Annotated in this window: 26 protein-coding genes, 1 tRNA gene and 1 pseudogene; 15 read left to right on the top strand and 13 right to left on the bottom strand. The window is 61.6% G+C overall.

The features are described from left to right. Positions 1 to 13 precede the first annotated feature (13 nt). The 3 genes from JYP50_RS04835 to JYP50_RS04825 are packed head-to-tail and all read left to right on the top strand — an operon-like array spanning position 14 to position 2,179. Positions 14 to 1,711, top strand: coding sequence for an N-acyl-D-amino-acid deacylase family protein (locus JYP50_RS04835; protein WP_206559339.1), 1,698 nt, complete (start codon positions 14 to 16; stop codon positions 1,709 to 1,711). A gap of 16 nt (positions 1,712 to 1,727) precedes the next feature. Then, positions 1,728 to 1,937: a hypothetical protein gene (locus tag JYP50_RS04830; protein ID WP_206559338.1), complete on the top strand. Its 210-nt coding sequence runs from the start codon at positions 1,728 to 1,730 to the stop codon at positions 1,935 to 1,937. Further along, positions 1,934 to 2,179, top strand: coding sequence for a hypothetical protein (locus tag JYP50_RS04825; RefSeq protein WP_206559337.1), 246 nt, complete (start codon positions 1,934 to 1,936; stop codon positions 2,177 to 2,179). Before JYP50_RS04830 ends, JYP50_RS04825 begins: the two co-directional genes overlap by 4 nt. 8 nt (positions 2,180 to 2,187) lie before the next feature. Here the strand turns inward: JYP50_RS04825 and JYP50_RS04820 are convergent, their stop codons facing one another. From JYP50_RS04820 to JYP50_RS04780, 9 genes are all read right to left on the bottom strand, one after another. Further along, on the bottom strand, positions 2,188 to 2,634 hold the full coding sequence (locus JYP50_RS04820; protein WP_206559336.1) for an N-acetyltransferase: 447 nt from the start codon (positions 2,632 to 2,634) through the stop codon (positions 2,188 to 2,190). Between the two features lie 91 nt (positions 2,635 to 2,725). After that, a complete protein-coding gene (locus JYP50_RS04815; protein ID WP_206559335.1) occupies positions 2,726 to 3,337 on the bottom strand; it encodes a pyridoxamine 5'-phosphate oxidase family protein in 612 nt (203 codons plus the stop codon). 49 nt (positions 3,338 to 3,386) lie between these two features. After that, positions 3,387 to 3,848 (bottom strand): GNAT family N-acetyltransferase, encoded by a 462-nt coding sequence (locus JYP50_RS21715; protein ID WP_241262827.1) that lies wholly within the window; start codon positions 3,846 to 3,848, stop codon positions 3,387 to 3,389. Between the two features lie 278 nt (positions 3,849 to 4,126). Beyond that, positions 4,127 to 4,765, bottom strand: a complete 639-nt coding sequence (locus JYP50_RS04805; protein WP_206559333.1) for a glutathione S-transferase family protein — start codon at positions 4,763 to 4,765, stop codon at positions 4,127 to 4,129. Between the two features lie 43 nt (positions 4,766 to 4,808). Then, entirely contained in the window at positions 4,809 to 5,603 is a 795-nt protein-coding gene (locus JYP50_RS04800; RefSeq protein ID WP_206559332.1) for an alpha/beta fold hydrolase, read from the bottom strand. Positions 5,604 to 5,685: 82 nt separating this feature from the next. Continuing rightward, positions 5,686 to 6,441, bottom strand: a complete 756-nt coding sequence (locus JYP50_RS04795) for a class I SAM-dependent methyltransferase (protein WP_206559331.1) — start codon at positions 6,439 to 6,441, stop codon at positions 5,686 to 5,688. 72 nt (positions 6,442 to 6,513) lie between these two features. After that, on the bottom strand, positions 6,514 to 6,924 hold the full coding sequence (locus JYP50_RS04790) for a hypothetical protein (protein ID WP_206559330.1): 411 nt from the start codon (positions 6,922 to 6,924) through the stop codon (positions 6,514 to 6,516). 73 nt (positions 6,925 to 6,997) lie between these two features. Beyond that, positions 6,998 to 7,447: a hypothetical protein gene (locus tag JYP50_RS04785; protein WP_206559329.1), complete on the bottom strand. Its 450-nt coding sequence runs from the start codon at positions 7,445 to 7,447 to the stop codon at positions 6,998 to 7,000. Beyond that, complete coding sequence (locus JYP50_RS04780; protein WP_206559328.1) at positions 7,444 to 7,998, bottom strand: GNAT family N-acetyltransferase; 555 nt, start codon at positions 7,996 to 7,998, stop codon at positions 7,444 to 7,446. The genes JYP50_RS04785 and JYP50_RS04780 overlap by 4 nt, the downstream gene beginning before the upstream one ends. 167 nt (positions 7,999 to 8,165) lie before the next feature. Between JYP50_RS04780 and JYP50_RS04775 the strand changes: the two genes are divergently transcribed. Further along, complete coding sequence (locus JYP50_RS04775) at positions 8,166 to 10,682, top strand: heavy metal translocating P-type ATPase (RefSeq protein WP_206559327.1); 2,517 nt, start codon at positions 8,166 to 8,168, stop codon at positions 10,680 to 10,682. A 9-nt stretch (positions 10,683 to 10,691) separates the two neighbouring features. Beyond that, entirely contained in the window at positions 10,692 to 11,648 is a 957-nt protein-coding gene (locus JYP50_RS04770) for a cation diffusion facilitator family transporter (protein ID WP_206559326.1), read from the top strand. On the opposite strand, the gene JYP50_RS04765 is transcribed toward JYP50_RS04770, so the two are convergent. Together JYP50_RS04765 and yhbY are read right to left on the bottom strand one after the other, a co-directional pair. After that, a complete protein-coding gene (locus tag JYP50_RS04765) occupies positions 11,645 to 11,989 on the bottom strand; it encodes a hypothetical protein (RefSeq protein WP_206559325.1) in 345 nt (114 codons plus the stop codon). The two genes, JYP50_RS04770 and JYP50_RS04765, sit on opposite strands and share 4 nt — an antisense overlap. 70 nt (positions 11,990 to 12,059) lie before the next feature. Then, on the bottom strand, positions 12,060 to 12,371 hold the full coding sequence (gene yhbY / locus JYP50_RS04760; RefSeq protein WP_206559324.1) for a ribosome assembly RNA-binding protein YhbY: 312 nt from the start codon (positions 12,369 to 12,371) through the stop codon (positions 12,060 to 12,062). 137 nt (positions 12,372 to 12,508) lie between these two features. On the opposite strand from yhbY, the gene JYP50_RS04755 reads away from it, so the two are divergent. The 8 genes from JYP50_RS04755 to JYP50_RS04720 all read left to right on the top strand — a co-directional run bounded on the left by JYP50_RS04755 (position 12,509) and on the right by JYP50_RS04720 (position 20,990). Then, positions 12,509 to 14,332, top strand: coding sequence for a DUF3604 domain-containing protein (locus JYP50_RS04755; RefSeq protein WP_241262825.1), 1,824 nt, complete (start codon positions 12,509 to 12,511; stop codon positions 14,330 to 14,332). Between the two features lie 245 nt (positions 14,333 to 14,577). After that, positions 14,578 to 15,201, top strand: a complete 624-nt coding sequence (rlmE, locus tag JYP50_RS04750) for a 23S rRNA (uridine(2552)-2'-O)-methyltransferase RlmE (protein ID WP_206559322.1) — start codon at positions 14,578 to 14,580, stop codon at positions 15,199 to 15,201. A 267-nt stretch (positions 15,202 to 15,468) separates the two neighbouring features. Next, on the top strand, positions 15,469 to 17,379 hold the full coding sequence (gene ftsH, locus JYP50_RS04745; RefSeq protein WP_206559321.1) for an ATP-dependent zinc metalloprotease FtsH: 1,911 nt from the start codon (positions 15,469 to 15,471) through the stop codon (positions 17,377 to 17,379). 90 nt (positions 17,380 to 17,469) lie between these two features. After that, entirely contained in the window at positions 17,470 to 18,264 is a 795-nt protein-coding gene (folP, locus tag JYP50_RS04740; protein WP_206559368.1) for a dihydropteroate synthase, read from the top strand. A 15-nt stretch (positions 18,265 to 18,279) separates the two neighbouring features. Next, the gene (gene glmM / locus JYP50_RS04735) at positions 18,280 to 19,629 is read left to right on the top strand and encodes a phosphoglucosamine mutase (RefSeq protein WP_206559320.1); all 1,350 of its coding nucleotides are present in this window, start codon (positions 18,280 to 18,282) and stop codon (positions 19,627 to 19,629) included. A gap of 78 nt (positions 19,630 to 19,707) precedes the next feature. Then, positions 19,708 to 20,451 (top strand): triose-phosphate isomerase, encoded by a 744-nt coding sequence (tpiA, locus tag JYP50_RS04730; RefSeq protein ID WP_206559319.1) that lies wholly within the window; start codon positions 19,708 to 19,710, stop codon positions 20,449 to 20,451. A 45-nt stretch (positions 20,452 to 20,496) separates the two neighbouring features. Continuing rightward, entirely contained in the window at positions 20,497 to 20,892 is a 396-nt protein-coding gene (gene secG / locus JYP50_RS04725; protein ID WP_206559318.1) for a preprotein translocase subunit SecG, read from the top strand. A gap of 12 nt (positions 20,893 to 20,904) precedes the next feature. Continuing rightward, positions 20,905 to 20,990 (top strand) — tRNA-Leu (locus tag JYP50_RS04720). A gap of 516 nt (positions 20,991 to 21,506) precedes the next feature. On the opposite strand, the pseudogene JYP50_RS22235 reads toward JYP50_RS04720, so the two are convergent. Both JYP50_RS22235 and JYP50_RS04705 read right to left on the bottom strand, forming a co-directional pair. After that, a pseudogene (locus JYP50_RS22235) lies at positions 21,507 to 22,598 on the bottom strand (recombinase family protein); the annotation flags it as partial. 61 nt (positions 22,599 to 22,659) lie between these two features. After that, the gene (locus JYP50_RS04705) at positions 22,660 to 22,893 is read right to left on the bottom strand and encodes a hypothetical protein (protein WP_206559317.1); all 234 of its coding nucleotides are present in this window, start codon (positions 22,891 to 22,893) and stop codon (positions 22,660 to 22,662) included. 639 nt (positions 22,894 to 23,532) lie between these two features. On the opposite strand from JYP50_RS04705, the gene JYP50_RS04700 reads away from it, so the two are divergent. Together JYP50_RS04700 and JYP50_RS04695 are read left to right on the top strand one after the other, a co-directional pair. Continuing rightward, on the top strand, positions 23,533 to 24,300 hold the full coding sequence (locus JYP50_RS04700) for a type IV toxin-antitoxin system AbiEi family antitoxin (RefSeq protein ID WP_206559316.1): 768 nt from the start codon (positions 23,533 to 23,535) through the stop codon (positions 24,298 to 24,300). Next, complete coding sequence (locus tag JYP50_RS04695) at positions 24,297 to 25,223, top strand: nucleotidyl transferase AbiEii/AbiGii toxin family protein (RefSeq protein WP_206559315.1); 927 nt, start codon at positions 24,297 to 24,299, stop codon at positions 25,221 to 25,223. Before JYP50_RS04700 ends, JYP50_RS04695 begins: the two co-directional genes overlap by 4 nt. The last annotated feature ends 70 nt before the right edge of the window (positions 25,224 to 25,293 follow it).

Below are 25,293 nucleotides of genomic sequence, written 5' to 3'. Positions count from 1 at the left end.
AGGAGGAATGACCATGTATGACCTGATCATAAAAAACGCCAGGATTTTTGACGGCACCGGCGAGCCGCCCTTTCACGGCGCGGTCGCCGTCAGCGAGGGGCGCATCGCGGCCATGGGGACCCGTCTCGACGGCGATGCCCGCGCGGTGGTGGACGCCGGCGGCCGGGCCCTGGCGCCGGGCTTTATCGATTCGCACACCCATTTCGATGCCCAGATCACCTGGGACGGGCTGGCCACGCCCTCCCTGGAGCACGGCGTGACCACGGTCATCAACGGCAACTGTTCGCTGACCATGGCTCCGGTGCGGGCCCGGCACCGCGAGTTTGTGGGCGCGGTGTTCCGCCAGATCGAGGAGATGCCGGCGGCGGCCTTCGACGCCGGCATGCGCTGGAACTGGGAGACCTTCGAGGAGTACCTGGCCAGCTTCCGCGACCAGCTGGGTATCAATGTGGCGACCCTGGCCGGCCACAGCATGCTGCGCCTGTGGGTGATGGGAGAGGCAGCCCGGGAACGCTGCGCCACCGACGACGAGATCGCGCGGATGCAGCAGCTGCTGCGGGAGTGCCTGGACGCGGGGGCCCTGGGGCTGTCCACCAGCTGGGTGGATATCGATCACGAACACCGGCCGGTGCCCTGCCGCCTGGCGGCGCCGGAAGAACTCGACGCACTGTGCGCGGTACTGGGGGAATACGGCGCGGTAATGCAGGTGGTGCCGGAGTTCTGGGACCCGGACCTGCTCTGCGTGCGTATCGACATCCTCGGCGAGCTGTCGCGCCGCCACGGTATCACCGTGAGCTTCTCGCCGCTGTTCGATTCCAATGCCACCCCGGACCTGGTGCAGCGCGCCCTGGCGCGCGTTCGCCTGCAAACCCTGCACGGCGCGCGGGTGGTGCCGCAGATGCAGACCCGGCCGATTGACGTCACCTTCGAGTTCGACATGCCCACCTCGGTGTTCAGCACCCGGCCCACCTGGTGGGCGACCATCCTCAAGCCCCACGCCGAGACCCTGCGCGACTTCCAGGACGCCGGGGTGCGCAAGCAGCTGGTGGAGGAGGCCTACAATGGCTTGCACCCCATCGCCATGGAGGTGCACTTCCCCGACTTCATCGTCAACCGCTGTCACCTGGCCCACAACAAGCCGCTGGAGGGGCGCTGTCTGCGGGATATCGCCGCCGAGCGCGACTGCGATCCGGTGGAGTTGATGCTCGACCTGGCGGTGGAGGAAGACCTCAAGACCTGCTTCACCGCGCTCGAAGTGGGCCACAACAACCTGGAGCGCATCACCGGTCCCATTGCCGACCCGCTGGTGCAGATCGGTTCCGGCGATGGCGGCGCCCATGTCACCCGTTTCGCGACCTATGGCGACACCGGTTACCTGTTCAGCCGCTTTGTGCGCGATGCCGGCGCGCTCACCCCGGAGCAGGCGGTGTACAAGTTGACTGGCCAGGTGGCCGCGAACTGGGGCCTGGTGGACCGCGGGCGCCTCCGACCGGGCCTGGCGGCGGACCTGGTGCTGTTCGACCTGGACACCATCGATCGCGGGCCGGAGATCGCGGTGGAAGACCTGCCCGCCGAGGGCTATCGCTACGTGCGCCGGGCCCGGGGTGTGGAGCAGGTGTATGTCAACGGCGTGCTGGCCTATTCCGCGGGCGATGGCTACAGCGGGGACCGCGGCGGGCGCATTGTGTCCAGTCCGCGGGTGGCGGCTTAATCAACAGGAGTATGCTATGAGTGCAACAATCGAACCACTGCGCCCCTGGGTGTATCCCCGCGAGGGCGATGACTGGCGCAGCATCGCCGCGCGGGAGTTTCCCGACCGCCCGGTGGACGAGGCCGTCGCCGACCTGCAGAGCTGGAACCTGTACCTGGTGTTCCGCCCCGCACCGGCGATGATGACCCGCTCCGACATTGTGTTTACCGGCCCGCCGGCAGCGTGACTGCCGGGGCAGGGGAGGCGGGGGGCGCGGTCATTTGCGCCGTGCACCTGGCCCCGACCCACGACGGCGAGGCCGCGATGGTGGTGGAATTGCGCTATCCCAACGGCGGCACCGCCACAGTGCAGGTGGCGGGCGGCGACACCGCGGCGGTGATGGCCCGGGCGGGGGTGGCCACCGCGGCCGGCCTGGTGGGCCAGCCCTGGACCGTGTTGCAGGTGCGCGAGGTGCGCGGATCGGGGTGATGCCGGGACTAGGCTATGGGGCGGGTTTCGGCTCCGGTCCAGGTCATCGTGTACTCCGGGTGTCCGGTGTGCGTATCGGCCTGTTCGCTAGTCACGCGGAAGCCCTGGGACAGGTAAAAACGGTAGCTCGGATCATTCGCCTGGTACACCGACAGGGTCAGCGAGGTCCGCTGCTGTTTTGCATGGGCCAGTAACTGCTTGCCGATACCCCGGCCCTGCAGCGTTGGCGCAACGAAAATGGCCGCCAGTGTGTCGCCGTGCAGCGCATAAAAGCCGGCGATGCCCGGGTTCTGGTCGTAGACATGGTTTTCCGATGCCGGCAGGTAGATGTCGCGCATACTCTCCAACTGGGACTCCCAGACACCGGGTTCAACGAAATCGTGGGCTTGAATGGATGCGTCCAGCCAGATGTCGAGCACGGCATCGATATCGCTGTTTTGGCAGGGTCTGATCACTCGGGTTTGCTCTCGTGTTGGGTGTAGGGGGAACGCGCCGGACACCGTCGCGCAGTGATGTCGCCGGCGGGTCATGTTGGCCGGCGAGGGCCTACCAGAGGGTTTTCCTGGCCCGCTCCGGCCACTGTGCATCGTACTCGCGGCCACCCTGACGGCCATCGCTCAGCGCGGCGAGCATTTGCCCCGGCGTGGGCAATTCGTCGGGGTCAATAAAGTTGCCAGGGTCCCACAGGCCCGACCGGACGATGGCGCGTGCGCAGTGAAAGAAGGCCGATTCGACCTTTACGATCACCGCTGTTCTGGGCAGCTTGCCCTCGACCGCAAAGGAGGCGAGCAGGTCCCCGTCGGTGGACACCGTTGCCGTGCCGTTGACGCGGAGCATGGTGCCATAACCGGGAATAAGAAATAGCGTCGCCACGCGATGGTCGCGCACGATGTTGCGCAGTGAATCGATACGGTTGTTGCCGCGCCGGTCGGGGAACACCAGGGTCCGTTCATCGACAACGCGCACGAAACCGCGCTTGTCCCCGCGGGGGGTGCAGTCCAATCCATTGGGGCCGGAGGTCGCCAGGATCATCATCGGCGACGCTTCGATCAGTGCCCGGTACTCGGCGCTCAGGTAGTTGATTTCCTTGACGATGGAGGGCTCCGCAGGCTCGCCATAAACGGCCTCCAACTCCTCGACGCTTGCTATCGTTGTCATAACAGGCTAACTCTCATTAATTTCAAGCTGCAAACACCCAGACCATCCGCTAGACCTCAATGCGGTAGGTATTGAATGCATGATCGTGAATCACGGTGGCGGCAATCGGGTCGCCCAGCAGCCCGGAAATTGCCCGGGTTTGCCGTCGGGTTGTGGGCAGATGTACGAACAAGTAAGTATGGCCCAGCTCCCGGGCCCATCCCAGTACCTCGTCCAACACTTTTCGCCCGTGTCCCCAATACTTGGGTGAGAGCACAATGGCCAGTTCATAACTATCCGATTCGCGCTGTATGCCGCACCAGCCCGCGAGTTCCGTGCCGTCGCGTATGGCTCGCACTCTACAGCCTGGTACCTGGTCCGTCCGGGACTTTGAGGTCAGCCAATCGTTGACAGACTTGGCAGTAAACCGTGGATGCGGGAGAAGATGCCTGCGAACCGTGGTGGAATTCAAGAGGGCAAGCCAGGCATCTGCTGGTGATGCCTGGAGGCTATGGTAGGTTAACTTTGGCATTTTTCGGTTCTGTCTATTCCTTCGTCGACTTGGTTCACACTTAATTCGGCATCGCGCATTAATCCAACTTCCGTTTCTGTTCGGTAACGGAGTCAACGAACTGAGCACCCGTCCGTACAGAGGCCGCGGCGCGGTGGGGTGCCCGTAGCGACCGTGTGCGACAGGGAAGTCGCAGACGAGCCCCCATGGATGGGTTCACGGCGAGTCGCGTAGGGCACCCCACCGTGTCGTGGCCGCATGGCGAAGTGCCACTAGGCGAAGTGCAAACCGGATGGCACTCAATCCGCAGCGGCAAAATGCGCCATCTGGTCGTCGTAGGCCTTGATGAATCCCGGGCGCGCGGTGGCGCGCGCGATGTAATCGCGACAGGCAGGGTAGTCTGCCAGTTCGCCGAAGCGATCGACAAGACGCAGCGCATCCGACATCACAATATCGGCCACCGAGAAGGTGCCGGCCAACCATTCGCGCTGCGCCAACACGTTCTCGAGGTGTTGGAGTCTGGAGGTCAGGAACTGGTTCAGGCTTTCCCGCCCCGGTGTATGCTCATTGTCGTTGGAGAACTTGAAAATCGACCACGGCACGCTGGCCATCTCGACCGAATTGAGCGCCGCGAACAGCCACTGGATTGCCTCGCTACGGCCGCGCGGATCGGTGGGCAGTAGCTTGTCGCTACGCTCTCCGAGGTGAAGCAGAATTGCGCCGCTCTCGAAAATCGACAGTTCGCCATCGGTCAGCCAGGGCACCTGGCCGAAGGGTTGGTGCGCAAAATGCTCCGCTGCGCGATCCGCAAAGGGCACGCCCTTCACCCGATAGGGCAGGCCCGCCTCCTCCAGGGCCCAGCGGATGCGTATGTCACGCACGTAGCCTCGCGGCATCTCTGGAACCCAGTCAAAGCTGGTGAGTACGATGTCGGTCATGCGGCGGCTCCTTGCCTGGTTTTGTACGGGGCTTGCGCGGGGACTACCCCGGCACTTGTGAGTGAGCGTCGACAAAAAGGCTCTTGATCAACGCCGAGAAACGCTCCGGGCTTTCCATGGGGAACATATGCCCTTCGCCATTGATCTGCCTAACGTCAATAAGATCCGACAGGCCGATTGTACTTGTCGAGGCCAGCCTGAACAAAGTGCGGGTGTTGGATCCATAGCCGATGGTCACAGGCACAGGGATCGCCGCGATATTCGCGCGGTTGATGTCTGGCTGCTCCTGCTGATTGAGTTGGTGTTTCAGTGTTGCAGCCTTGGACAGTTGTAGCTTTCTTGCTGCGGCACTTTGCCTGTTGAAGTATCCCCGCTCCTGGCCAGAGCCGTCTATCAGGGCTTCAACCGCCATCGCCAGATTTCCCTGGGAGAAGTGGTCGAATACCGCGCCAAACATGGCCTCCGCATCGGCTTGCCAGTCACTCATAACGGGTTCTTCCAGGCAGCCCGGAAACCCCGGCTCATACAGGAACACGCCGGAAACGTGCGGGTTGTGCCTGATAAGCGTATTGAGTAATACATCGGCGCCGTAGGACCAGCCTGCCAAATAGAGGGGTTTTTTGGTGTCGAGTTCGGCGATGAGGTTTGCCAGGTCACGGGCGTGGGAATTCAGGCCAAAACTACCGGTGTCTGCTTCGCCAAAGTGGCGCAATGTCGTGGTGATCACCTCAAAGTCTGGCTGCAGGTATTGCCTGTGTTCTGCCCACATCGTGGCGTCCGCGAGGGCGCCGTGAACCAGTAGCAGGGATGCGCCGGAGCCCGGCTGTATCTGTTTCATAGAGTGATAATCCAACAAGAATGGAGCCCGTTTGAGTGAATGGGGTGGGTTTTGCTCGCGTAGCCGGCGTCGCTACGGGGTTTCACCCAACATTCCGGCAAACATACATGCCGTAGCTATAGTAAGGGCTATACTTTTCGTAGAATGCGATTTCCTTTTGTTCCAGTTCCACTAGCCTGGCGGCTTCCTCGCTTTCGCTGTGGCGTTCAAGAAACGCGTCAAAACGGCTTTGCAAGGGCCGATAGTAGTTTTCCAGCCAGCAGCTCTGGGGCAGTGCGAAAAAGGCGATGGGGGAATAAGCGGCATGCTCGAGTACCTGCATCTTTGCGGATGCGGTGTCAATCTCCGGATACTGGGAATCCCAATAGGACTGTACTTCTTCGGGCCGGCTCTCGCTGAGCCAGGTGATTTCCGATACCACCAATAGACCGTTGGCCTTTAGCAAGCGTCTCCAGTCGCCTATGCCGTTTGCAAAGCCAATATTGTAGATAGCCCCTTCGGACCAGATCAGGTCGAATTCCCCGTCCCGAAAGGGGAGCTTGTCCATCGAGCAGACCAGGGTCGTTACTCTTTGTGCAAGCCCTTGCTCGTCGGCCCGGGCTTTGAGGACATCCAGGAATTCAGGAAACAGGTCAACGGCGGTAATCCTGGCATTGGGGAGCAGTCGTGCCAGTGCCAATGTGGAAGCCCCGGTGCCGCAGCCGATGTCCGCGACGTGCAGCGGCTTTTCCCGGCCCACCTGGGACAACTCCAGGGCTTGTTGTGTCGCCTTGTCACTGCCGGGCCCCTGTCGGAACCCTTGACGGTGCAGGTCGATGAGTAGCTCAATCTCGTCCATTGATGGTGTTCGCTATGTAGTGCCACAATGCAGCGGCGCGGTTTCCGTGGCGCCTGCCGCTTGACTGCTCGATCACCCCCAGCCCCTGAGCCTGGCCGCCCACCAGGGCGCGGCGGCAGTCACCAGCAGTACGACCGGCCAGATATTGCCGTCCTTGAAATCGTAGTTTTCAAGAATCACGGCCAGTGACTTACCTTGAAGCAGGCCGACGGCGGTTTCGAAGGTTAACGTTAGTAACAGCCAGCTTATTCCAATGAGCAGCCATTGCACCGGCCTGCGGGCACCCAGCCACGGCAGGAGCAGGTAGCTAAGCGCCAGAATGATACAGCACAGCAATATGCCGCTTAGCGCCAGGCCTGGGGCATCGCCCAGGCTGGGAATGAGGATAGCTTCCCTCAGCAAGCCGTTGACAATAGCGAGTGCCGCGATGGCCAGCCAGGCGACTAGCGCCCTGAGGGCTAACCCCGTGGCTGGATGAGGCATACAGCACCTTGCATGTGCTGGGTTCTGATCTTGGTGAGTGCGTACAAATACATGCTTTTGACAGCAGAGACCGCTACGCCGCGGACGGCTTTGCCTTGATCAACTGGTAGACGCCCAGGCCATAACAACTTCCCAACGCCAGGCAAATGACTGACGTCACAAGCAGGAACGTCATGTTGCCGGCAAGCTCGGCCATGTAGGGCGAGTCGGAGTAGACGGCCGCGGGAATAGCCAGCAGGCCCCGGGCGAGAAGTACGACGGTAATCAGTGACAATACGACCTTTGTCATTGGCAGCTTGTGCAATACCCCGGCGCCGGAAAAGGCATAGGCTGACCAGATGGCCAGTACCATCGCAATGGCTCCGGTGACGATGGCCGGATAGGCAGAACCCTGCTCGCTCATTGCGGCCATGTCTTCACCTGCTCCGAAAAAGCGGTACCAATCGCCACCCCCGAGGATGATCGCGATATGTACAAACGATGCAAGCGCGGTGAATGTGCCGGCCAGTTTGAGTGCTTTCATGGTTTTTGTTCGCTTGCCAGCCTGCCATAGAGTTCAGAATCCGACACAACGCCGTTGACCTCCCAACGCTGCCGCAAAAACCCTTCTTTGGTAAAACCGAGCTTTACCAGGGCTCTGGCGGACGATCGATTGGCCGGGTCGATCTCCGCCTCGATTCGGCGAAGCCCCAGTTCCTTGAAGCCATATTGTATCAATGCCTCGCCAGCTTCCTGGATAATCCCTTTTCCCCAGGCCTCCCGGCTCAGGCCGAAACCAATCTCGGCGCGCCTGGAGTCCATATCATAGCTAAATAGCATACATTTTCCGACGAGCTGATCGTTGGATTTGAGTCGAATAGCGAGAGTGATGGACTCCCGGCGTCGCATCGCCTCATTGCTTTGCTCGATGAAGTTACTGGCGTCCCGGGCTGAAGTCCACGGCGCGGTATTCCAGTATTTCATGACTTCGGCGTCGGAGAAAATGGCCAGAAGGCCGGCCGAGTCGTTGGTTGTCAGGGGACTCAGTAGAAGGCGCTCTGTCTCAATGGCTGGCGAAAACGGCGTGTTGGGCACAACAATCTCCTGGGTATCGGTCAATGGCGAGAGACGGCTGTTAATGGGGACATTGTTGCCAAAACAAAGGCCTGCTCCGGCGAGGTGATTCCTGCTTGACCTTCCAGCGATAGGAAGGTTTATCTTTCAGGGGTATCGCTATGAGACAGGTGCACAGGAGATAATTGATGGGCCCTCAGGTTGAGAAGAGTCCGGCCGCTATATCGGCGATAAGCCTGCCGATTACAGGCATGAACTGCGCCTCCTGCGTCGGTCGCGTGGAGGCTGAACTCAAAAAGGTCGATGGCGTTGAAGAGGTTGCCGTAAACCTCGCCAGCGAGCGTGCCGAGATCCGCTCCAGCGCGCAACTCGAACACAATGCGCTCGTCAGGGCCGTCGAGAAGGCGGGCTACTCGGTGCCTGTGGCAACCACCGAACTCGCCATCGAGGGAATGAGCTGCGCTTCTTGCGTCGGCCGCGTGGAGCGTGCCTTGCGGGCCGTTCCGGGCGTGGTTGAAGCAAATGTCAATCTGGCAACCGAGAGGGCAAGTATTCGCGGGAATGCCGACACTGAAACCCTTGTCGCCGCGGTGGCCGGCGCCGGCTACACCGCCCGTCAGCTGGATCGTTCCAGGGAGGACGCCGAAGAGTCGGAAACCCGAAAGGACGCCGAGCAGGCCGGGCTCAAGCGGGACCTGGCGCTCGCGGCGATCCTGACGCTGCCGGTCTTCGCCATCGAGATGGGCTCCCATGTCGTCCCCGCGGTGCACCACTTCGTGACCGAGACCATCGGCCTGCAGTTGAGCTGGTATATCCAGTTCGCGCTGGCCAGCCTGGTCCTGTTCGGACCGGGGCTGCGATTCTTCCGCCAGGGTGTGCCGGCGCTGCTGCGCGGCGCACCGGACATGAACTCGCTGGTGGCCCTCGGGACAGCGGCGGCCTGGGGCTATTCGGTTGTCGCGACGTTTTTCTCCGGCGCGCTGCCGCCCGGCACGACCAATGTCTACTACGAGGCGGCCGCGGTTATCGTGACACTGATCCTGTTCGGACGCTTCCTCGAGGCGCGCGCCAAGGGACGCACCTCGCAGGCGATCCAGCGGCTGGTGGGTTTGCAGGCCAGGACCGCCCGTGTGCGGCGCGAGGGCAAGGCTGTCGAGATCGCCATTGGCGAGGTCCAACCCGGTGATGTGGTGGAGGTGCGTCCCGGTGAGCGCGTGCCGGTGGATGGCGATGTGCTCGAAGGGCACAGCTACATCGATGAATCGATGATTACCGGCGAGCCGATTCCGGTGGCGAAGACGGCCGGCAGCGCGGTGGTTGGCGGCACCGTCAACCAGAAGGGCGCGCTTGCGATCACCGCCACCGCCGTGGGGGGCGCGACCGTGTTGTCGCAGATCATCCGCATGGTGGAGCAGGCGCAGGGTTCGAAACTGCCGATACAGACCCTGGTGGACAAGGTCACCCTCTGGTTCGTGCCGGCGGTGATCGGCGCGGCGCTCGTCACATTCCTGGTCTGGTTCCTTGCCGGCCCCTCCCCGGCGCTGACCTTTGCGCTGGTCAGTGCTGTCGCGGTGCTGATCATTGCCTGTCCCTGCGCCATGGGTTTGGCGACGCCCACCTCGATCATGGTGGGCACCGGGCGCGGCGCCGAAATGGGCGTGCTGTTCCGCAAGGGGGAGGCCCTTCAGTTGTTGAAGGATGCCGCGGTGGTCGCGGTCGATAAAACCGGCACCCTCACCGAGGGCAAGCCAGCGCTCACCGACCTGGAACTCGCCGAGGGTTTTGAGCGCGGCGCGGTGCTGGCTGCTGTCGCCGCGGTGGAGGAGCGGTCCGAGCACCCCATTGCCCGGGCGATTGTCGAGGCCGCGGCCGCTGGCGGACTAGAGCTGCCCGCGATCACCGGTTTTGAGTCCGTCACCGGGTTTGGTGTCAGGGCGGAGGCCGACGGCGTGGCCGTCGAGATCGGCGCCGACCGTTACATGAGCAAGCTGGGGCTCGATGTCACGGCTTTTGCCGATACCGCCGCGCGCCTGGGCGACGAGGGCAAGAGCCCGCTCTATGCCGCTATCGGCGGCAAGCTGGCGGCCATCGTCGCGGTTGCCGATCCGGTCAAGGAGGAAACGCCGGCGGCCATAGCGGCCCTGCATGAACTGGGTCTCAAGGTGGCGATGATCACCGGCGACAACAAGCGCACGGCCGATGCGATCGCGCGCCAGCTCGGCATCGACGAGGTGGTGGCCGAGGTGCTGCCCGAGGGCAAGGTCGAGGCGGTGAAGGCGCTCAAGGGCGAGTACGGCAAGCTGGCCTTCGTTGGCGACGGCATCAACGACGCCCCGGCCCTGGCGGAGGCCGATGTGGGCATTGCGATTGGCACGGGAACGGACATCGCCATCGAGGCCGCGGACGTGGTACTCATGTCCGGAAGCCTGAAAGGCGTGCCCAACGCCATCGCGCTCTCGCAGGCGACCATCCGCAACATCAAGCAGAACCTGTTCTGGGCCTTTGCCTACAACACGGCGCTGATCCCGGTGGCGGCGGGCGCCCTCTACCCGGCCCTTGGTGTCCAGCTCTCGCCGGTTTTTGCCGCGGGGGCCATGGCGCTGTCCTCGGTCTTCGTGCTCGGCAACGCGCTGCGATTGCGGACCTTCGGCACATCGGCCGACACCGAGCAGCGCTCTTCCCCCAGCCCGCTACAGGCCGCGTGAGGAGTTAACATGTCGCACTCACATTCCCATTCCCACGATCATCACGACCACTCCCACGCGCCGACCGTCACCGGCGACAACGAGCGCAAGGTGCTGCTGTCCTTCCTGTTGATCTTTGCGTTCATGATTGTGGAGGTCGTCGGAGGCCTCCTGTCCGGTTCGCTGGCCCTGCTCGCCGACGCGGGGCACATGTTGACCGACGCTGCGGCGCTGGCGCTGGCCTATGCGGCCTTCCGCTTCGGGCGTCGCGCGGCAGACGCCAAAAGGACCTTCGGTTACCTGCGGTTTGAGGTCGTGGCGGGTTTCATCAACGCGATTACCCTGTTCGCCATTGTCGCCTGGATCGTGTATGAAGCCTGGCAGCGTTTCCAGCAGCCCCAGGTGGTGCTCGCGGGGCCGATGTTCGGCGTTGCCGTGGCCGGGCTGCTGGTCAATATCCTGGTGTTCTGGATTCTCACCCGAGGCGACAGCGAACACGTCAATATCAGGGGCGCCGCGCTGCACGTCCTCGGGGATCTGCTCGGCTCGGTCGGCGCGGTCGCCGCGGCCATTGTGATCCACTACACGGGCTGGATGCCGATCGACCCGATTCTGTCGGTGATCGTGTCGCTGTTGATCCTGCGCAGTGCCTGGGGGCTGCTGGGCAAGTCGCTGCATATCCTGCTTGAAGGGGCGCCCGACAATGCGACGCCCGAGCAGATCGAGCACTACCTTACGGCCAACCTTCCCGGCGTGGCGGCGGTCAGCCACGTCCATGTGTGGTCGATCACTTCCGGCCGGACCCTGGCCACCTTGCACGTGCGGCCGGTGGACGACGCCCAGGCCCGCGCGGTCACCCGGGCCGTTGAGCGGGCCTTGCGCTCACGGTTTGAGATCGAACACGCCACCGTCGCCCTTGACTGGAATGATGACGCCGGGCCCTGTGCCCTGTCCCGGGGTACGGCCGCCCACGAGCACAATCACTAGCGCGCCCGTTCGTGCTGGAACAGCTTGACCTCGGCCAGTACCAGTTGCGCCACCAGGCGCACCATCAGCGCGTGGTTCTCCCGGCGCAGGCCCTCCAGCCCCTGGTCGATCTGTTCCCGCAAGGCCTCGCGCCGGCCGGGGTCGAGGCCGGGGGGGAGGGTGACGCTGAAGCTGTAGTGTTCGGAGCTGCTGAGTTCGGCGTAGATGCGGGTGAGCTGCGCCGCGGCGAAGTCGATCAATTCGGGGTCGGCGCCCTTGGCGGCGAGCAGGTCCCGCAACTGGTGGTCGAGGTAGGCCAGGCCCTGGGCCTGCCGCGACGGGAACTCGAGGACTTCCCCCATGCCACGCATCCTCCGGAGACGGCGAGGCTTCCATGATAGCCCCGCGGCGTGGGTCGGGAAAGGGGGGAGGCTACAGCGGCCGCTGCAGGTTGGACAGGCGGGGGTCCGGCTCGGCGGTGCGCCGCAGGACCAGGATGACGTTGCCGATCGCCTGCACCATCTCGGCGCCGGCGCGTTCGCAGATTTCCTCCGCCGTCGCCTTGCGGGCCTCTCGGCTGCCCACCGCCAGCTTGATCTTGATCAGCTCGTGGTCGTTCAGCGCCCGGTCGATCTCGGCGATCACGTTGTCGTTCAGGCCGTTGCCCGCCACCGTGACGATGGGTTTCAGTTTGTGGCCGATGGCGCGCAGTTGCTTGACGTCCGGCCCGGCTTTCTTGCTCATGATGATTCCAGTGAATTGGCTGCAATGCAGGGGGGCGTATTCTACACAAGCCGCTCTCTTAGCGACATCGCCGGCAAAATTCCAGGATTGTGCTAAACAAGATGGGTGTCCACTCGCAGCCACAGTCGGAGTCAACCATGCGGCCTACAACCCTGCTTGCCACCCTGTCGATGGCCCTCGTCCTGCCCCAGGCGGGTAGCGCGGCCGATTACCCGAAGCAGGCCCTGTTCGGCGATACCCATGTGCATACCGGCTGGTCCGCGGATGCCGGCATGGATGGCGCGGTACTGGACCCCTTCCAGGCCTACGAGTTCGCCCTGGGACGGGAGGTTGTCTCCAACTCCGGCATCAAGGCCAGGCTGGGGCGGCCCTATGACTGGTTCATGATCACCGATCACTCTGACGGCATGGGGGTGATCAATGAAATCGTGGCCGGCAACCCGGAGATGATGGCCGATCCCGTGCTCAAGCGCTGGAAGGCGGCCCTAGACGAGGGCGGGGAGGCCGCGGCCTCCGCCAAGAGTGAGCTGGTGCGCATGCAGTCCAATGGCGAGCTGCCGGCACAGGTGATGGACCCCAAGTGGATGCTGTCCGCCTGGGAGAAGACCATCCAGGCGGCCGAGCAGTACTACGCCCCGGGCGAGTTCACCACCTTTATCGCCTACGAGTGGACCGTGAACGCGGACGGGGGCGACAACCTGCATCGCAATGTGATCTTCCGCGACGGCGGTGACGAGGCGCGGCAGGTGCGCCCGCTGACCACTTTCGAAACCCAGGACCCGGCGAAACTGTGGGCCTGGATGCAGGGCTACGAGCAGAAAACCGGCGGCCAGATATTGGCTATCCCCCACAATGGCAACATGTCCAATGGCCGCATGTTTGAAGAAAAGCAGTTCGATGGCTCGCCGATGACCCGGGAGTGGGCGGCGATGCGCGCCCGCTACGAGCCGCTGTATGAAGTGACCCAAATCAAGGGGCAGAGCGAGTCCCACCCCCTGCTGTCCCCCGATGACGAGTTCGCGGCCTGGGACCTGTGGGACCGGGGCAATCTCATTCTCAAGCCGAAACCGCCGGGCTCCTATCCCCGGGAGTACTGGCGTCCCGCCCTCCAGGCGGGCCTGCGCATCGAGCGGGAATTGGGGGTCAACCCTTTCCAGTACGGCGCCAATGGCGGGACCGATACCCACACTGGCCTGTCCACCATCGAGGAAGATAATTTTTACGGCAAGTTCAAGACCCTCGAGCCGCGCAGGGACCGCTGGAATTTCCCCCTGCTCGAGGGGGAGTCGGACAACTACATGGGCTGGGAAATGGCCGCCTCCGGCACCATGGGCGTCTGGGCCACGGCCAATACCCGGGAGTCGATCTGGGACGCCATGAAGCGTCGCGAGACCTTCGCCACCACCGGGCCGCGCATCACCCTGCGCTTCTTTGGCGGCTTTGACTTCAGCGACGCCGATCTCGGCGCCGGACTGGCCGAGGCCGGTTACGCACGCGGCGTGCCGATGGGTGGCGTGCTGGCCGCCGATGACCGGGACCGGGCGCCGACCTTCATTGTTGCCGCCATGCGCGACCCGGTGGGCGCCAACCTGGACCGGGTGCAGGTGGTCAAGGGCTGGGTGGATGCCGATGGCAAGGCCCACGAGCAGATCTTCGACGTGGCCTGGTCGGGCGGGCGCCAGCCGGGCGCGGGCGGCAAGCTGCCGGTGGTGGGCGATTCGGTGGACCGCGACAAGGCCTCCTATACCAACGACATTGGCGCGGCCGAACTTGTCGCGGTGTGGACGGACCCTGACTTCGATTCCGCCGCGAGCGCGGTTTACTATCTGCGGGTGCTGCAGATTCCCACCCCGCGCTGGACCCTGTATGACCGCGTGCGCTTTGGCGCCGACATGCCGCCGGATGTCCAGCTGGTGCACCAGGAGCGCGCCTTCAGTTCGCCGATCTGGTACCGGCCCTAGTGGGCCATGTTGTGGCCGATGGCGGAATCAAGTACGCAAGTAATTGATTTTCGGCGCCTATCTTTGCGGACATGCGCCGCGAAGATGGCTTGCGAAAGCCGTGCAAGGCCTTTTCGGCACCCGCTCAAGGGCCCCGCGTGTCAACGCGGTGCGGTGATCGGCGCGGATTTCGCGGTACAATGGGGGCCTGTGGGGCGATTAGAGCCCATCATCCCGAACAACCCGTTACCCCGCCCGGACTGCCCATGCCCAAGAAACGCTCCTCCAGCCGCGCCTGGCTCAAGGAACACCGCGACGATCCCTATGTCCAGCGCGCCCAGCGCGAGGGCTACCGCTCCCGCGCCTGCTACAAACTGCTGGAGCTGCAGGACAAGGACCGCCTGATCAGTCCCGGCATGACGGTGGTGGATTTGGGCAGTGCGCCCGGCGGCTGGTCCCAGGTGGCGGCGGAGCTGGTGGGGCATCGGGGGCGGGTGGTGGCCTCGGATATCCTGCCCATGGACAGCCTGGCCGGGGTCGAATTCATTGAGGGGGATTTCACCGAGGACGCCGTGTTCGAGCGCATCCTCGCCGCCATTGGCGAGGCGCCGGTGGATCTGGTGATGTCCGACATGGCGCCCAATATGAGCGGAGTGAACGCGGTGGACCAGCCGCGGTCAATGTACCTGGTGGAGCTGGCGCTGGACATGGCGACCCGGGTACTCGCCCCGGGCGGGTCATTTGTGGCCAAGGTGTTCCAGGGCGAGGGTTTTGACGAGCTGTTCCGCGCCACGAGGGATGGTTTCGGAAAGGTATTGACCCGCAAGCCCAGCGCCTCCCGGCCGCGCTCCCGCGAGGTTTACCTGGTTGCCCGGGATTTCAGGGGCTGAACGGCGCCTTTTTGCAGCCCGGTTGTTTGATGGGGGCGTGCGGTTGAATTATGGAGCGGGGTCCCCATCTGTAGTACATTGGAGGCGACAATTCCCCCGCAGGTGTGCCGCCGGGGCGCGGTTCCACGCGGCACTACCCCGCATCAAACCCTGCCTGGCAGGACGGGTCCGGATTCCGGCTATACTGTAAGTAGACGTTTAAGGAGTTAGAGGCTGTCACGCCCGCCGGAGAGGCGGAGAGTTGGTGAGGTAACAGCGTTGAGTGATATGGCAAAAAATTTACTGCTTTGGCTGGTTATAGCCGCCGTCCTGTTGTCGGTGTTCAACAACTTCAACATGCAAAGTTCCACCGAGCAGGTGGGCTACTCGGAGTTTATCGAGCAAATCCAGCAGGACCAGGTCAAGAAGGTCGTGGTGGACGGTCTCAATATCTCCGGCGAGCGCTTCGACGGCTCCCACTTCGAAACCATCCGGCCCATGCTGGAGGATCCCAAGCTGATCGACGACCTGCTGGAGCACAACGTCGAGGTCGAGGGCCGCAAGCCCGAGCAGCAGAGCGTGTGGACCCAGCTGCTGGTGGCCAGCTTCCCGATCCTGATCATTATCGCGGTGTTCATGTTCTTCATGCGCCAGATGCAGGGCGGCGCCGGCGGCCGCGGCGGCCCCATGAGCTTTGGCAAGAGCAAGGCGCGCCTGTTGGGCGAGGACCAGATCACCACCACCTTCGCCGATGTGGCGGGCGTGGACGAGGCCAAGGAAGACGTGCAGGAGCTGGTGGAGTTCCTGCGCGACCCGGGCCGCTTCCAGAAGCTCGGCGGGCGGATTCCGCGGGGCGTGCTGATGGTGGGCCAGCCCGGTACCGGTAAGACGCTGCTGGCCAAGGCCATCGCCGGCGAGGCCAAGGTGCCCTTCTTCTCCATTTCCGGCTCCGACTTCGTGGAGATGTTCGTGGGCGTGGGCGCGTCCCGCGTGCGCGACATGTTCGAGCAGGCCAAGAAACAGTCTCCCTGCATCATCTTCATCGACGAGATCGACGCGGTGGGCCGCCACCGCGGCGCCGGCCTCGGCGGTGGCCACGACGAGCGCGAGCAGACCCTCAACCAGCTGCTGGTGGAGATGGACGGCTTCGAGGTGAACGACGGCGTGATCGTGATCGCCGCCACCAACCGCCCGGACGTCCTCGACCCGGCCCTGCTGCGCCCGGGGCGCTTCGACCGCCAGGTGGTGGTGGGGCTGCCGGACATCCGCGGCCGCGAGCACATCCTCAAGGTGCACATGCGCAAGGTGCCCCTGGCGGAGGACGTGGATCCCTCCAAGATCGCCCGCGGCACTCCCGGCTTCTCCGGCGCCGACCTGGCCAACCTGGTCAACGAGGCGGCGCTGTTCGCGGCGCGGGCCAACGTGCGCACCGTGGGCATGACCCAGTTCGAGCTGGCCAAGGACAAGATCATGATGGGCGCCGAGCGCAAGTCCATGGTCATGTCCGAGGACGAGAAGCGCAACACCGCCTACCACGAGGCCGGGCACGCCATCGTCGGCCGCCTGATGCCCGAGCACGACCCGGTGTACAAGGTGAGCATCATTCCCCGGGGCCGCGCCTTGGGCGTGACCATGTTCCTGCCGGAGGAAGACCGTTACAGCCACAGCCGGCGGCACATCATCAGCCAGATCTGCAGCCTGTTCGGCGGCCGTATCGCCGAGGAGATGACCCTGGGCAAGGAGGGGGTCACCACCGGGGCCTCCAACGACATCAAGCGGGCCACCGAGATCGCCCGCAAGATGGTTACCCAGTGGGGGCTTTCAGAGAAGATGGGCCCGCTGATGTACGACGAGGGCGACGAGGAGGTCTTCCTCGGCCGCAGCGCGACCCAGCACAACACCGGCATCTCCGGCGAGACCGCCAAGCAGATCGACCAGGAAGTGCGGCGCATCATCGACGAGTGTTACGACACCGCCCAGCACCTGCTCGAGGAACATGTCGATAAACTGCACATGATGGCCGATGCGCTGATGCTCTACGAGACCATCGACTCCGAGCAGATCGACGACATCATGGCCGGCCGCAAACCCCGTGAACCCCGCGATTGGGGCGGTCCCGGCGGCCGCGCGGAGCCGGCGGCCGGGGACAAGGGCGAGCAGCCCGCCAGTCCTATCGGCGGCCCCGCCGGCGAGCACTGACGCCTCGCTATCTTGGTTTCCCTGGCAAGCCAGTCACGCCCGGCGCTTAACTGCGCCGGGCGTTCCCTCGATGTATCCCGTCCCCAGGTGATGGGCATCATCAATGCCACTCCCGATTCCTTTTCCGATGGCGGCACCCTGTTCCGGGGGGCGAGCCTCGATCTCGACAGCGCCATGGCGCGTGCGCGGTGCATGTGCGAGCAGGGCGCCACAGTGCTGGATATCGGCGGCGAGTCCACCCGCCCCGGCGCGGCGCCGGTCGGCGAGGCCGAGGAACTGGAGCGGGTGGTGCCGCTGGTGGAGCGCATCGCCGGCGAGTTGGACGTGGTGATCTCGGTGGATACCAGCACCCCCGCGGTGATGGCGGCTTCCGCCGCCGCCGGCGCGGGCCTGATTAACGACGTGCGCGCACTCTCCCGGGAGGGTGCCCTGGCGGCCGCCGCGGCCACCGGTCTGCCGGTGTGCCTGATGCACATGCAGGGGCAGCCGGGCTCGATGCAGGACGCGCCCCGCTACGTGGATGTACTTGCCGAGGTGCGCGACTACCTGGCCGCGCGCATGGCGGCCTGCGAAGCGGCGGGCATCGCCCGCGATCGGATCCTGCTGGATCCGGGCTTTGGCTTTGGCAAGTCGGTGGCGCACAACCTCCAGTTGTTGCGCGGCCTGCCGCGGTTGGCGGAGCTGGGCGCGCCCCTGTTGGTGGGCCTGTCACGCAAGTCGCTGATCGGCAAGCTGATCGGCCGCGAGGTGCACGAGCGCCTGCCGGCGGGCCTGGCCCTGGCGGTGCTGGCGGTGGAGCGCGGCGCGTGGATAATACGGACGCACGATGTGCGCGAGACGGCGGACGCGCTGGCCATGTGCGTCGCCCTCACGGAGAGCGTATAAACAGGAGAATAACGAGTGAGCAAGCGCTATTTCGGCACCGACGGTATTCGCGGGGAGGTGGGCAGCAGCCCCATCACCCCAGACTTCATGCTCAAGCTGGGCTGGGCCTGCGGCCGGGTATTCGCCCGCTACAACGGCAACAGCGGGCACAAGACCGTGATCATCGGCAAGGATACCCGGGTCTCCGGCTACATGTTCGAGTCGGCCCTGGAGGCCGGCCTGGTGGCCGCGGGGGTGGACGTCAAGCTCCTCGGGCCCATGCCCACGCCAGCCGTGGCACTGATGACCCGCACCCAGAACGCAGTGGCGGGCATTGTGATTAGCGCCTCCCACAACCCTTTTTACGACAACGGTATCAAGTTCTTTTCCGCCGATGGCGCCAAGTTGCCCGACGATATCGAACTGGCCATCGAGGCGGAGCTGGAGGAAGAGTTGGTGGTGGTGCCCTCCCGCGAGATCGGCAAGGTCTTGCGGGTGGTCGATGCCGCCGGCCGCTACATCGAGTACTGCAAGTCCACCGTGCCCGAGAGCTTCAGCCTGCGCGGCCTGAAAATCGCCGTGGACTGTGCCCACGGCGCCACCTACCACATTGCCCCCAGCGTGCTGTCGGAGCTCGGCGCCGAGGTGGTCACTCTGGGGGTGCAGCCGGACGGTTTCAATATCAACGAGGGGGTCGGCTCAACCGACACCGCGGCTTTGTCGCGGCTGGTGGTGGAGCAGGGCGCCGACCTCGGCATCGCCTACGATGGCGACGGCGACCGGGTCTTGTTCGTCGACCGCGACGGTGAGTTGGTGGACGGCGACGAACTGCTGTACATCATCGCCCTTCACCGCCTGGCCAAGGGCCGCGCGGAGGCCGGCGTGGTTGGCACGCTAATGACCAATCTCGGCCTGGAGCTGGCGCTGCGCGAGGCCGGCCTGGAGCTGGCCCGGGCCAAGGTAGGGGACCGCTACGTCAAGGAGCTGATGGAACAGCGCGGCTGGAATCTGGGGGGCGAGTCCTCGGGGCATATCATCTGCGCCGACCACACCACCACGGGCGACGGCATCGTGGCCTCGCTGCAGGTTCTGGTGGCGTTGAGGGAGGCCGGCGGCGATCTGTCCTCCGCCCTGGGCGGCATGGCCAAGTGCCCCCAGACCATGATTAACGTGCCGGTCGCCGGCAAGGTGGACCTGGCGGCCTACCCGGCGGTGACCGAGGCCGTGCAGTCCGTGGAGCAGACCCTCGGGAATCGCGGCCGGGTGCTGCTGCGGCCCTCCGGCACCGAGCCCCTGGTGCGGGTGATGGTGGAGGGGCAGGACGGCGAGGAAGTCGCCGGCCTGTGCGCCGATCTGGCGCAGCGCGTACAAGCGGCGCTGAACTGAAGGCCTTAGGCCATGTTCGGCTTGTATCAACCCCGTATCTCGGGTAGGATTGCCGCCGTTTTCACCCCGGGGTAGCCAATGCGTCGTCCTCTTGTCATGGCAAACTGGAAGATGCACGGCTCACGGGCCAGCGTCGACCAGCTGATCGACGGCCTGGTCGCCCTGGAGAGCGCCAGCCGGCAAAATGTGGTGGTGTGCCCGAGCTATGTGCACATCCCGCGGGTGATTGCCGGCTGTGCCGACAGCGGCATCGGTGTCGGCGCCCAGGATTGCAGCCATATGCACGCCGGGGCCTATACGGGCGAGGTGGCAGCGGATATGCTGGTCGACCTCGGTTGCCAGTGGGTATTGCTGGGGCACTCCGAGCGCCGCCAGTACCACGCGGAGTCCGACGACCTGGTGGCCGCCAAGCTGGCCGCGGCGCAGGAAGCGGGACTCCAGCCGGTGCTGTGTATCGGCGAGACGCGGGAACAGCGTGAGCAGGGCGAGGCCTTCACTGTGGTGGCCCGCCAATTGCGCGGCGCCCTGGCCGACCAGGCGAGCCTTGCGGGACTGGTCATTGCCTACGAACCCGTGTGGGCGATCGGCACGGGCCTTACGGCCACGCCGGAGGAGGCCCAGGAGATGCACCGCTATATCCGGGGGCAGCTGGCGGAATTCGCCGGGCTCGACCCTGAGCAGACCTCGCTGCTCTACGGCGGCAGCGTGAAGGCCGCCAATGCGGCGGCGCTGTTTGCGCAGCCGGACATTGACGGCGCGCTGGTGGGGGGAGCTTCCCTCGACAGCGGCGAATTTGCGCAGATTATCGCGGCGGCCGCCTGAGGCCGCCACAACGAAACGGCCCGGGAAGGGGCATAGTAAGAATTTATGGAACAGATTATTCTGATAGTTCACCTGCTGGTAGCGCTGGCCATTATCGGCCTGATCATGCTGCAGCAGGGCAAGGGCGCCGACATGGGGGCCTCGTTCGGTGCGGGCGCGTCCCAGACCCTGCTCGGCAGCGCCGGCAGCGCCAACGTGCTGACCCGCTCCACCGCGTGGCTCGTGGTGCTGTTCTTCGCCACCAGCTTCGGCCTGGCCCTGATCGCCACCGACAAGACCCGTGTGGTCGAGGAACTGGACCTGCAGATCCCCGCCGCGGCGGAGACCCGGGTTCCGGCGGTAGAGGAGTCGGAACTGCCGCAGGTGGACAATGACGTACCGGAAGTCGGGCCCGTGGAGTCCGGCGACGCCAGCGACGAGGGCGACGTCCCGGAGCTGTAATCACCCGTTTATGCCGAAGTGGTGGAATTGGTAGACACGCTATCTTGAGGGGGTAGTGAGCTATGCTCGTGCGGGTTCAAGTCCCGCCTTCGGCACCAACTTGATACGAATGCCCGAACCGCAGTCTCGGTCTCTTCAGAAGGTATATTTTGGGTAGAGGCCAGCGCTGCGGCCAAATCGTTGCCCGACAGTTCCAATTGGGCATCATTTACCACGATCTTGGATACCAACTTTCCCAATAAAAGCTTCTTTGCTTTTACATCCAGAGAGACTGCGTTTCGTTTAATGTATTCGCAAAAATCCGCAATCTGCACTTTTCCAACGCGCCTTATTGGGACACTGAGTTTTGACTTGGTCAGAGCGATCTCGTTTTCTACAGCGTGGAATTGACGTTTCTTTTCTCGCAATGCCGAAAAATAGAAGCGGTCTTTCTCATCCTCCGGAATTCTGTCATATAGTTTAGCGATCCCTAGCTCTAGTTCTGCCTTCCTTTTATTCAGTCGAAGAAGTCGCGTACGATCGGTATGCTGCTCACCTTTTAACTTTGAGCGGGCTTCCCTGAGGACTGAGTGAAGTCTATCTGGCACAAAAATTTCTTTGACTACAGCGTCGAATACGGCAGATTCAATAATGGGTCTGCTGACAGTTCTGCCATTACATGCACTTCCCCCGACGGACTTTTTTCTGTAGCAGGTGTAATAATCGTAAGTCTTCCCGGAATGAGGGCTCTTCCCGCTCGATGTATTCATGTTTCGGCCGCACTTTCCGCACTTGAGCAAGGAAGACAGTAGAGATGTTCTCCTTTGGGGCGACTGCGCTTTGGTCATACGCTTGGGGTGTCTTGCATCCAATAGGGAGCGCACTTGATTGAACTCCTCTTCCGTGACTATCGCTTCAACTTTCGTTCTAATCCATTCATCTTCTGGGCAGTCGATTTTACGACCAAGACGGTCCTTACTCTTTCTACCACTGACATAAGTACCCGATACGACCGGATCAGAAAACAGAGTTGAAAGTCTTTGATTTGTCCAATCTCGGCCTCTTCGTCGGATACTTTTTTCGTGTAAGTGACGAGCAATTTCGGTAAGCGTCATTTTCATACCAGTCTCCTCCCCAAGAGCAAGTCTATATATGATCTTAACGTTCTCAGCTTCCTCAGGATTCACTACCAGGCGAGACCGTTTCTTTCCTCTACCTGGGCCGTCGACACGTTCAATTTCATAGCCATATGGTGGTACGGATCCGTTGTAATAGCCCAACTCAGCATTGGCGATACGGCATCGCTTAACGTTTATTGAGGTTTTCAAACTGTGACTTTCGTCCATGCCTCCAATCATTGCCAAGATAATTGGTGCCATTTCATTGTTCGCCAATGGCTCTGAAAGTGAGTAAATTCCCACCCCATTTGCTTCTAGTTTTTGATAATCAGTTAAAAACAGCGCGGCATTTCGAGAAAATCTCGAGAAGTCATTAACAGCTATTTGTTCGAATGGTCGATCTGGCGACAAGGCCATTTTTATCATCTGATCATAGACAGTTCGCCCTTTGCTCACGTACGCGGAATGCCCCTTGTCCTCGAAAATTTGAACAATGATATGACCGTTATTTTCTGCATATCTCATTAACCGATTTTTCTGGTCCACCATTGAAACTTCGTTGTCCGCTTGTACTCCGGTTGATACGCGAGTGTAGATAGCAATTTTCATTGGAATTTACTCCTATAACCAGTCAGTTAATCCCCCAGTAAATCAGAATAGAATTCAGTCTTCATTTCGGTTTATCTTGAGCGCGATAGTAAAGCGGGCCGGACTCTGACGAGTTATGCGCACGGTGGTTGTTAAGAAAGTCACGGAAAATCACGCAAATCAGGCGCTCCACCTCTAAGTCAAACTCAGCTAATGAGGCTTCGCTTGAACTGTGAAAATGGATATCCACTGCCAAGGGAGCATGCTCACCATTTGAAGGGCATTGAATATGAAATCTCACAATGGATTGGGTCATGATTGTCCTGATGATGTATCAAGAGAATTGACCCTAGACTGTTTCTGTTAGGGAATCAAAACAGAGATTTCATTTTTACCTTATAAATCAATAAGTTAAGGTGTTCTATTGCGCGCGATTCTCTCGACGTGGTTCGAATTTAATATTTTTAAATCAACGGCTTACGGAAGGCCTGCCTAAGCATGAAATTATTATAACATTTATTAATATATTGAATTTCTTATATAAATATAGGTTATATATAGAAAAGAAGTCTAATAAGTGTCCCCCACGGGCTTGTTAACGGGCTGGCTCCTACAGCGAATGCGATGGATTGTGGTCGAACGGCTTGTGGTCAATTCCAGTCATTCGTGTACAACCACCGGCTCGGATGGCTTGCCTGATTATCCGGGGCCGCATGGGACCGGGGTGTTTGTCCACTTCGGCAACGCTGCTTGTATGAAGCGCCCCGATTTAGCATTGGTTCTCGGTAGTTAGCGTCTGGTCCTCCAGTACTCTATATGAGGATGATGCATCATTATAATGAGAGCTCAATACGTAGCTGTACTACTTCAATTAGATTAAATATAATGATTCCCTGGAATTTCATGGTCATGCTCGCTGCTTGCGATTCATTGAAAATGATGTCATATATGTAGTATGGCTACCCAAAATGCCCAGAAAATAAAGAGATTGATGACGCAGCTCCGCCCGGGGGCTGTGTGTCTGGCTGCGTGGCTGGAGCAGCAGGGTATATCCCGCGATCTCCAGCAATACTATGTGCGTAGTGGCTGGCTGGAGGCGATAGGCCGTGGCGCTTACGCCAGGCCGGGGCAAAGTGTCGATTGGCAGGATGCTCTGGAAGCATTGCAGCAGCAGGCAGAGTTGGAAGTCCACGTTGGTGGTGTGACAGCACTGGTAAGCCGAGGCTATGGCCACTATCTCTACCTGGGTAAAGAGCGCGTTCAGCTATTCTCGCCGTTGGGAGTCGGTCTTCCGGCCTGGTTCACCAAAAAAGAGTGGGGCGCGAAGATAGAGCACACCAAAACCGGTTTTCTACCACGCCGAGAAGGGCTTAAAGATATAGAGAGTACATCGCGCGCGCTTAAGGAGTCCGCACCGGAGCGCGCCATGATGGAGTGTCTGTATCTGACACCCAAAACAATGGCATTGGTAGAGTGCTATCAGCTCATGGAAGGGCTCGCAAATCTCCGTCCGAATTTAGTACAGGCATTGCTGGAAAGCTGTGCGTCAGTGAAGGTGAAGCGTCTCTTCCTCTATATGGCGAGTAAAGCAGGCCACAAGTGGCTGAGTCATGTCGCCCTGGATCAGGTTGACCTCGGGAAGGGAGATCGCAGCATCACGCCCGATGGCGTATTCATCAAAGAATTCCATATCAGTGTGCCGGAGGAGCTTGCATCACTGTGATTGCCGAGGGCTATAGAAAACAGGTAGAACTGCTGCTCCATGTCTTACCCCATGTGGCCGAGGTGGAGTGCTTTGCATTGAAAGGCGGCACGGCCATCAATCTGTTTCACTATGAAATGCCCCGCCTCTCCGTAGATATCGACCTTACTTATGTGCCGGTTGAAGATCGGGCAACCGCCATGGCCGGTATCACCGCAGGATTAGAAGCGGTGCGGAAACGGCTTGTCGGAAGCGGGCTGCCAATACAGGCCAGTCTCATGCCGCAGACTGATGGGCAGGAAACCAAGCTCCTCTGCCGGAATGAACATGCCCAGATAAAGGTAGAGGTCAACACCACTATAAGGGGCTGCTTGCAGCCACCGGAAAATATGGCTGTGGTGCAGGCCGTGCAGGACGAATTTGGACTGTTCGCCGCCATCAATGTCGTTTCGAAAGGCGAGCTCTATGGCGGGAAGATTTGTGCGGCTCTTGACAGGCAACACCCGCGCGACCTGTTCGATATCCACCAGCTATTTCAGCATGGCGGCATAACCGATGAAATCAGGCTGGGTTTTGTTGCCATGCTGGCAGGCCATAACAGGCCTGCTCAAGAAATGCTTAATCCGAACTACCAAGACCAGCATCAACTCTTTGAAGAGCAGTTCCAGGGTATGACGCTTGCGCCGTTCACATACGCAGACTTTGAAGTGACGAGAGAGCAGCTAGTTACCGTCGTGAATAAATGCCTGACAGCAGAGGATCGTGCCTTCTTGCTAAGCCTAACGGCTGGAGAACCGGACTGGTCGCTCTATCCGATTGCCGAGCTAGAGGATATGTCAGCCATAAAATGGAAACTGCTTAACATTCAGAAGCTTAAAGGGAACAACCCAGAGAAACATGATGATATGCTGCGGGCGCTGCAAGCACAGCTCGACGCTGATTAAAAAGTGACCTTCCTTGGTTGACCTGTCCTTTGGAAGTACTTAGAAACAATAGATTGCATTGGGAACGAGC

Source organism: Parahaliea mediterranea, assembly GCF_017255185.1.
In the GTDB taxonomy this organism is placed as follows: domain Bacteria; phylum Pseudomonadota; class Gammaproteobacteria; order Pseudomonadales; family Halieaceae; genus JAFKCZ01.
The sequence above is the reverse complement of the archived record's forward strand: the minus strand, read 5'-3'. Positions and strand labels throughout refer to the sequence as shown.